Source organism: Actinomadura logoneensis (genome assembly GCF_003428695.1).
Classification (GTDB): Bacteria; Actinomycetota; Actinomycetes; order Streptosporangiales; family Streptosporangiaceae; genus Spirillospora; species Spirillospora logoneensis.
Window position 1 is genome coordinate 1 of sequence record NZ_QURH01000248.1, and the last position, 6,460, is coordinate 6,460.

4 protein-coding genes are annotated in these 6,460 nt (G+C 73.5%); all 4 read right to left on the reverse strand.

The genetic code is table 11. The annotated features are described in order from the left end of the window. On the reverse strand, positions 1–3,109 hold a 3,109-nt coding region (locus tag DZF91_RS14500), incomplete at its 3' end, for a TcpE family conjugal transfer membrane protein (protein ID WP_147341150.1). 85 nt (positions 3,110–3,194) lie between these two features. Next, a complete protein-coding gene (locus DZF91_RS14505) occupies positions 3,195–3,485 on the reverse strand; it encodes an LptF/LptG family permease (RefSeq protein ID WP_117357996.1) in 291 nt (96 codons plus the stop codon). A gap of 63 nt (positions 3,486–3,548) precedes the next feature. Further along, positions 3,549–4,562, reverse strand: a complete 1,014-nt coding sequence (locus tag DZF91_RS14510) for a conjugal transfer protein (RefSeq protein WP_117357997.1) — start codon at positions 4,560–4,562, stop codon at positions 3,549–3,551. A 676-nt stretch (positions 4,563–5,238) separates the two neighbouring features. After that, positions 5,239–6,330 (reverse strand): redox-regulated ATPase YchF, encoded by a 1,092-nt coding sequence (ychF, locus tag DZF91_RS14515; protein ID WP_117357998.1) that lies wholly within the window; start codon positions 6,328–6,330, stop codon positions 5,239–5,241. Between the last annotated feature and the right edge of the window lie 130 nt (positions 6,331–6,460).

The following is a 6,460-nucleotide window of genomic DNA, read 5'->3' on the forward strand; positions in this document are numbered from 1 at the left end:
GCTCGACGGTGGGCGGCGGCGCGGGCGGAGGCACGTCCTGCCGCTGCGCCGGAGGCCACGGCGCCGGCCGCGACAGCTCCTCCGACCACGGCTTGGGCTCCCGCCGGACCGGCCGCCACTCCCCTTCGCCGGGACGCCGTCCCGCCGAGGGGCCGGACTCCGGCCGCTGCTCCTCCGGCCGCTGCTCTTCCGGCCGCGGAGCCGGAGCGTGCCCCGTCCCACGCTGTGCCCCCGCAGAGGGCCGCTGCTCCCGGCGCGGGGCGGTTCCCTGTTCCGCCTCGCCCTGCGGCGCGGCGGAAAGCTGCGGGTCTCGCTGATGACCGGAAGCACCCTGCCCCTCGCCGACCGAACCGGCTGGGCCGGCGGCGGCTTCCTGGCGGCCGGGGCCGGTGCCCTGCGGAGCCTCTGCCTGCCCGAAGGCGCCCGGCACCGTGGGCTCGGACCGCCGGACGATGTTCCCGCGAGCGACGAGCTTGTCCCCTTCCTCGGGGACCGTCCGCGGCTGCTCGCTCGCCACCGGCTGCCGGGGAATGTCGGGCCGCGTAGGAGCCGCCGGCCGAGGAATGTCCTGCCGAGTGACAGGCGTCCCCGAGCCGCGCCCAAGCCCACCGGGCGCGTCCGCACCGGTCGGCGCCTCGGCACCCTGTACCTGCCCGCCGGGCGCGGGTGTTCCGGACGCGCGCCCCCGCTCGGTCGCGGGCAGCTCGAACCCACCGGACCCCGGCGCACCGGACTGCCGCGCACGTTCCTGCGACGCACCGGGCTGCGCGGCACCTTGCTGCGGCGCGCCGGGCTGGGACGCACTGGGCTTCGAGGGGTCAGGCTGCTCGGCACGGAGTGGCTGCGACGTGCGGGCCTGCTCCTGGGCCGCCGCTTCGTCGGGAGCCGGTCGTTCTGCACCGCTCGCGCGGCGCCACACGAAACGTCCCTCCGGCCCGTCCCCGCGCGGCAACGCCGGACGGACCGCTTCGGAGCCCGCTGCGGCACCGAAGCGCGACGAAGCGTCCGTCCCCGCCCGGCGCTCGGACTCACGAACCTGCTCGGGCGCGGTCTCCGCTCCGGCCTCGGACCCGTGGGCGGCGGCCTCCTCCGGCATGCGCGCGCCGTGCTCGGCGCCGGACGCGTCGGAAGGCGCGGATCCGGGTGCGGGCGACGTGGACGGTTCGTCTGCTGCGCGCGACGCCTCGGGGCGCTCACTCGCCGGCGATGCGGCGACCTGCGGAATGTCGGGCCGCGTCGGCCCGGGCCGCTGGGCCTGGACATCGGGCCGCGTCTGCGGCGGGACGGCGGCCTCGGCCTCCTGCGCGGACGCGTCCTTCGGACCGGGGGCGCCGAAGCGGCGGCGGACCCGTCCGAACATGGACGGCGGCCCGTCGATGCCCTGCGGCGGGATACCCGGCTCCCGCCCAGACGCGGATCCTTCAGCCGCCGCAGCGCGCTCATTCTCACCGTCGAACGCACGCGCCGCCTCGGGCGCGCCCTCGCGCGCCGCCGACGCGGGAGAAGGTGTCGGCCCAGCGGACGTCCGCTCGGTCGTGCGCTCGGGCTCGCGTGCGCCCGCCGGGGACGCGTCGCCGGACGCGGCTTCCGTCCGGCCAGGAGATGCCGGGCGCTGCGGAGCTGCGGGGTCGGCCGCGTCCCGCGGCCAGCGGGCCAGGCCGGATGCCGCCGCTGGACGCTCGGTCGTGCTCCCCGATCCGCGCTCGTCCTTCTGGGACGCGTCGCCGGTCGTGGCCTCGGCCTCAGTGGGAGGTGTCTGCCTGAACGAGGATCCGGGGGCGGTCACCTCCTTGGGCCAGCGGACGATGCCGGACCGGGCCTCCCTGGAAAGCCCGCCGCTCGTCGGCCTCGTCGGCGGACGCTCGGTCGACCTTTCGCCCTCGTGCGCGGTTTCGCGGGAGACCTCACCGCGTTCAGCCCCCGCCCCACCGGGAGACGCGGGCTGGTGCGACGCCGCCGGAGCGGACGGGAAGGCGCGCGCGGACTCGGATGCCCTCGCACGCTGCGGCGTCCTCGGCGGCTCGTTCGCGCGCTCGGGTTCACGAGCGCGCCCGGAGTCGGACGTGCCGGCCCGGCCGGTCGCCGCCGGACGCTCGGGGGCGCGCTCGGGCGCGGACTCGGACGGCCCGGCGAACTCGGGGCCGGTCGCGGGGGTCGGGTCGGCGGGGTGCCGGGGGAGGTTCTGGGTGATGGTCTCCCAGAAGTCGGCGGGGTCGCCGGGGCGGCGGACGCCGGAGGCCAGCGCGCGTTTGCCGGAGCCCTGGGGGGCGGGCGCCTCCAGTTCGGGGGTCGCCGGGGGGTGGTCGATGTCCGCCGGGGGGAAGCCCGCGCCCGCGACGTGGATGTCGGGTTCCGGGGGACGCTGGGGAGGGGCCTCGGCGAGCGGCGGGGCGTCCGCCGGGGACGCGGTCTCGGCGAGCGGCGGGGCCGGGGGTTCGGCCTCCGCGTACACGGGCTGGGGGTGCGCGGGTTCCGGTTCCGCGTGCGCGCGTTGCGGCGCGGGCTCCGCCGCGTAGGCGGGCTGCAGGGCCGGGTCGGCGAGCGCGGGCTGGATGTCGGCGTCGGTGAGGGACGGCGCGTGGGCCGGGACGCGCTGGGTGCTGAGGCCGGTCGGGAACGCCGCCGGTGCCGCGGCGGACCCCCCCGCGCCGACGGGCACGGCCTCCTCGATCCGCAGGCGGCCCTTGCGGCCCTTGCGGGCGCGGCGCGAGGCCTTGATGGCGGCGCGTTCGGCGGCCTGGTCGGCACGCCGCCAGACGCGGCCGACGACGACGACCTCGCGGGGCTCGCGGATCGGGGTGAGGCGGCACCAGGTGCGGGGCTCGGCGAGGTAGCGCGAGTGCGAGAGCAGCAGCTCGGTGAGCCGCTTGCCCTCGATCACCGGACGCGTCGCCAGCCAGGTCAGCACCCCCGGCGGGACGAGGTACAGGACGTGCCAGGGGGTTTTGAACGGGACGCCGACCAGCCGGAGCATCAGGATCCAGGGGATGAACACCCCGGCGAACACGCCGATCTGGACCAGCGGCAGCGGCATGGGCAGCCGCAGATCGTACAGCTTGTACAGCCGCTTCTCGATGCGCCAGATGTTCGTGTACGTGGGTAGATCCACGCCCCTACTCCCCTTTGACTGCGCTGGGCACGGTGTCGCCTGCCGGGTCCCCGCGGCGCGGGGCCCCTGGACCGTCCTGGCGGGACTAGGTCAGGTTCACCCCCAGCGCCTTGGCGATCGCCTTGGCCGTCGTCTCGATGATGTTCGGCACGTAGAAGACCACGCCGATCGCGATGGCCAGCACGATGAACTGGACGAAGCGGGTGATCTCCCTGGTGAACAGAAAGAAGATGGCGACAATGGAGACGATCACCAGGAAGAGCGGACCGAAGATCTGGCGCAGCCAGTCCGCGAGCTGGTCCGTTCTGAGCTGGTCGTTGTTGTTGGGCGCCGCCAGAATCTGGTCGGGAATCGACGCCATGAGGTGGTGCAGCATCGACTGACTACCTTCCTGGTTCGGCGGGGGTCGTTACTGGTGTGATGATCACGTCGGGGACTTTCATGATGCGTTCGGTTGGGCCGTGCCGCGAATGTCGTGCACGTACCAGGTGCCGTTCTTCTTCACCATGGACAGGTCGTAGGTCTGGTCGAGCTCACCTCCGACGGCGCCCCCGGCGGCGGGCATCTGCCAGCCGACGGTGACGGTGACGGTGCGGCTGTCGGCCGGACCCCTGGGTGCGATGACCTCTCTGACCTGCACGAAGGTGACCGAATCGGCGAGCCCTCGGATCGGGGGGCCGTCCGAGAATCGTTGCAGCGCCGCCTGGTCGCTGTGGGCGTAGGCGGGGAAGAAGGCCGCCATGACCGAGCCGAGCTCGGACTCGAGGGCGCCGTCGCGGTCGCGGACGCCGGCCTGCGGGAGGGCGGCCTTGGCGGGCGGGGGAAGCAGCGCCGGGCGCGCGGAGACCACCATCGCGCCGTTCTTGGCGTACACCGGGACGGCGAGCCGGAACCACTTGCCCTGCGCGGCGGCGAGGACGGTGACGATGGCGTTCTCGGCGTCGCGGACGTCCACTCCGGCGACCTGGGCCGAACTGAGCTGCAACTGGCCGACGTCGTTCCAGCCGAACTGCGCGGACGCGCCCTCGGGGACGAACGCCCGCAGCTGCTGGGCGCGCGCGTCGGCGGAGCGGGGGTCGTAGTTCAGGTACACGTGGACGAACTGGAGCGCGAACGCCCCGGCGGCGGTGGTGGGGAAGCCGTGGGCGGACGGGCCGGACCCGGTGGTGGACGCGCCGTCCTTGGCGGTGAACCGCTCGAACGGCGCGCGCACGCCGTTCACCACGATGACGATGATGAGGGCCCACAGCACGGCGCGGCCGACCCAGACCCACCAGCGCCCGCCGGAACCGCCCCAGCGTCCGCCGCGGGCGGCGCCGCCGCCACCGCGCCGGGAGCGGCGTCCGGACGCCGCCCAGGGGTCGTCGACCGGTCCGAGGGCGTGCTCGGACGGTCCGGCGCCGTCGACGCCGGCGGGCTGGTGGCCGTCTGTCACGGCCGACCTGCGAGCCATCCTGCCTCCGCTCGCGCCTTCCCTCGGACGGCGCGCTCTGTGTGTGCCTGCTGTGTGCCTGATCCCTGCCGATGTGGCCCATTCCGAGCCCACCTCGGCCCAGCGTAACCACGAGCGTCAATTGTTCCAGCGCATCGCGGGGAAGCACAGTCCCGGCACGCGGTTGTGGATAATGCAATCCACCTCAGCAGGAACAGGGAAGATTGCCAAACGGTGACGATCCCGTATCGCCGACTCCGAACGGAGCGCGCCACCCCGTTTCGGACAAGCGCCCCGGTACGGGAGGTGCTTGGTTACCCCGGAAGATCGACTTCCGGAATCTCCTTGCGGAAAACCCGGCACCGTGTCCGCTTCGCGACAGAGCGCTCCATCGGGGCCTTCGCCGGGATACCTCGCGCACGCAGGAGGGACACCCCGAACACAGACGAGAGCGGACGGAACCACCCGCGGTGGTCCGTCCGCTCTCGTCCGACACCGTCCGCCGCGGGGACGCACCCGCCGGCAGACTTCCGTTTTTGTACTGGTTCCGCCTGAGATGACCGTTCGGCTACAACAGGGAACCCCAACGTCCCGGCAACGTCCCTCCACCCGTCACGCCACCCGGCGATACGCCGCGGCCCCCGTTCGCCACGCGTGCCCCAAGGGACCGCACAGGACGATCGGCCGCCGAGGACGCTCAGACGTTGAAGCGGAACTCCACGACGTCGCCGTCCCGCATGACGTACTCCTTGCCCTCCATGCGAACCTTGCCCTGGTTCCGGGCCTCCGCGACGGAGCCGGCGGCGACCAGGTCGTCGAAGGACACGATCTCGGCCTTGATGAAGCCGCGCTGGAAGTCGGTGTGGATGACCCCGGCGGCCTCCGGCGCGGTCGCGCCCTTCCTGATCGTCCAGGCCCGGGTCTCCTTCGGGCCGGCGGTCAGGTAGGTCTGCAGGCCGAGGGTGTCGAACCCGATCCGGACGAGCTGCGACAGGCCGGACTCCTCCTGGCCCATGCCCTGCAGCAGTTCGAGCGCCTCGTCGTCGGGCAGCTCGATCAGCTCGGCCTCGATCTTGGCGTCCAGGAAGATCGCCTCGGCGGGCGCGACCAGCTCGCGCAGCCGGGACCGCAGCGCCTCGTCCGCGAGCTCCTCCTCGTCCAGGTTGAAGACGTAGAGGAACGGCTTGGCGGTGAGAAGGTGCAGCTCGCGCAGCAGGGCCAGGTCGATGCCGGCCTTCTCGGCGCCCGCGAACAGCGTGACGCCCTCGTTCAGGATCTTCTGCGCGTTCTGGACGGCCTCGACGACCGCGAGCTGCTCCTTGTCCTTCTTGGTGCGCGCCTCCTTCTCCAGGCGCGGCAGGGCCTTCTCGATCGTCTGCAGGTCGGCGAGGATCAGCTCGGTGTTGATCGTCTCGATGTCGCGGGAGGGGGCGACGTCGCCGTCCACGTGCGTGACGTCGGGGTCCTCGAAGGCGCGGATGACCTGGCAGATCGCGCTGGTCTCGCGGATGTTGGCGAGGAACTTGTTGCCCAGTCCCTGCCCCTCGGAGGCGCCCTTGACGATGCCCGCGATGTCCACGAACTCCATCGTGGCCGGGAGGATCTTCGCCGAGCCGTAGATCCCGGCCAGCTTCTCCAGCCGGGGGTCCGGCACCCCGACCACGCCGACGTTGGGCTCGATGGTCGCGAACGGGTAGTTCGCGGCCAGCGCGTCGTTCTTGGTCAGCGCGTTGAAGAGGGTGGACTTGCCGACGTTGGGCAGTCCGACGATTCCGATGGAGAGGCTCACGGGCGTCAAGTTTATGGGCCCGCGCGCCCGCTCGGTCACGTCCCCGCCGCCCGCCCGGTCACGCCCCGCCCCCGCCCGGCCATGCCCCGGGCCGCCCGCCCGGTCATGCCCGCCCGGTCATGCCCGCCCG

Coding starts and splice junctions, on each gene's coding strand:
- DZF91_RS14505 (WP_117357996.1), bottom strand. CDS start 3,485: ATGCTGCACCACCTCATGGCGTCGATTCCCGACCAGATTCTGGCGGCG.
- DZF91_RS14510 (WP_117357997.1), bottom strand. CDS start 4,562: ATGGCTCGCAGGTCGGCCGTGACAGACGGCCACCAGCCCGCCGGCGTC.